General features: G+C 66.8%; 1 protein-coding gene. It reads left to right on the top strand.

Annotated elements, in window-relative coordinates:
* The coding region (aceE, locus tag JOZ00_RS20650) for a pyruvate dehydrogenase (acetyl-transferring), homodimeric type (RefSeq protein WP_293347262.1) at nucleotides 1-2,068 on the top strand (2,068 nt) is incomplete at its 5' end.
* Nucleotides 2,069-2,227: the final 159 nt, after the last annotated feature.

Raw genomic sequence — 2,227 nt, forward strand, 5'->3', positions numbered from 1 at the left:
GCACGCCCGGGGGATCGCGGACACGACCGGACGCAAGGTGTGGGCCTTCATCGGCGATGGCGAGGTCGACGAGCCCGAGACGATGGGCTCGATCGGGCTGGCCGGACGCGAGCAGCTCGACAACCTGATCTGGGTGGTCAATTGCAACCTCCAGCGCCTCGACGGCCCCGTCCGCGGCAACGGCAAGATCATCCAGGAGCTGGAGTCGGACTTCCGCGGCGCCGGCTGGAACGTGATCAAGGTGGTCTGGGGCCGCGAGTGGGACGCGCTGCTGCACGCCGACCGCGACGGCGCGCTGGTGAACCTGATGAACACCACCCCCGACGGCGACTACCAGACGTACAAGGCCAACGACGGGGCCTACGTGCGCGACCACTTCTTCGGTCGCGACCCGCGCACCAAGGCACTGGTCGAGAACATGACCGACGCCGAGATCTGGAACCTCAAGCGTGGCGGACATGACTACCGCAAGGTCTATGCCGCCTACCGCGCCGCCGTCGACCACCACGGTCAGCCGACGGTGATCCTGGCCAAGACCATCAAGGGCTACTCGCTGGGCGCCCACTTCCAGGGTCGCAATGCCACCCACCAGATGAAAAAGCTTGCGCTGCAGGACCTTAAAGACTTCCGCGACGCCATCCGGATTCCGATCAGCGACGCCCAGCTGGAAGAGGACCCGTACCTGCCGCCGTACTACCACCCCGGCCCGGACGCCCCGGAGATCCGCTACCTGCTGGACCGCCGCCGCGCCCTGGGCGGCTTCGTGCCCGAGCGCCGGACGAAGACCAAGGCGCTGAAGATGCCGCCCCGCGACATCTACGCCGCGTTGAAGAAGGGATCGGGCACCCAGGAGGTCGCCACCACCATGGCGACGGTCCGCACCTTCAAAGAAGTGTTGCGGGACAAGGAGGTTGGCCCGCGGATCGTGCCGATCATTCCCGACGAGGCGCGCACGTTCGGAATGGACTCGTGGTTCCCGTCGCTGAAGATCTACAACCGCAACGGGCAGCTGTACACCGCCGTCGACGCCGACCTGATGCTGGCCTATAAGGAAAGCGAAGTCGGGCAGATCCTGCACGAGGGCATCAACGAAGCCGGATCGGTGGGATCTTTCATCGCGGCCGGCACGTCGTACGCCACGCACAACGAGCCAATGATCCCGATTTACATCTTCTATTCGATGTTCGGCTTCCAACGCACCGGTGATGGGCTGTGGGCCGCAGCCGACCAGATGACACGCGGCTTCCTGCTCGGGGCCACCGCGGGGCGCACCACGCTGACGGGCGAGGGCCTGCAGCACGCCGACGGGCACTCGCTGCTGCTGGCCAGCACCAACCCGGCGGTGGTCGCCTACGACCCGGCTTTCGCCTACGAGATCGCCTACATCGTCGAGAGCGGCCTGGCGCGGATGTTCGGGGAGAACCCCGAGAACGTGTTCTTCTACATCACCGTCTACAACGAGCCGTACGTGCAGCCGCCCGAGCCGGGCAACTTCGATCCCGAGGGGCTGCTGCGTGGCATCTACCGCTACCAGGCCGCCACCGAGCAGCGCGCCAGCAAGGCGCAGATCCTGGCCTCCGGGGTGGCGATGCCGTCGGCGCTCAAGGCGGCCGAGATGCTCGCCGCCGAATGGGATGTCGCTGCCGACGTCTGGTCGGTGACCAGTTGGGGCGAGCTGAACCGCGACGGCGTGAACGTCCAGAAGGCGAAGCTGCGCCACCCGGATCGGCCGGCCGGTGTCCCTTACGTGACGCAGGCCCTGTCCGACGCCAGCGGCCCGGTGATCGCCGTATCGGACTGGATGCGTGCCGTTCCGGAGCAGATCCGACCGTGGGTGCCGGGCACCTTCGTCACCCTGGGCACCGACGGCTTCGGCTTTTCCGACACCCGGCCTGCGGCTCGGCGCTTTTTCAACACCGACGCCGAATCGCAGGTGGTCGCCGTCTTGGAGGCCCTGGCGCGCGACGGCGAGATCGACCCGTCGGTGCCGGTCGCGGCCGCCCGCCAGTACCGGATCGACGACGTGCAGGCCGCACCGGAGCAGACCTCCGACCCCGGGGTCGCCTGAGACTCAACGGCCCCCGGCGCGTCGTTTATGAGACAGACTTAAGAGCGACGCGCCCGGCTTTGGCGGATACATCCAGAAAAATCGCGTAGGTTTTAGGGATGAACGACAATCCCTTTGCCGGCCCCTTCGCTAAGCATCCAAGGTCGCCGCTTGAGCTGC

This window comes from Mycobacterium sp., assembly GCF_019243155.1.
Taxonomy (GTDB): Bacteria; Actinomycetota; Actinomycetes; order Mycobacteriales; family Mycobacteriaceae; genus Mycobacterium.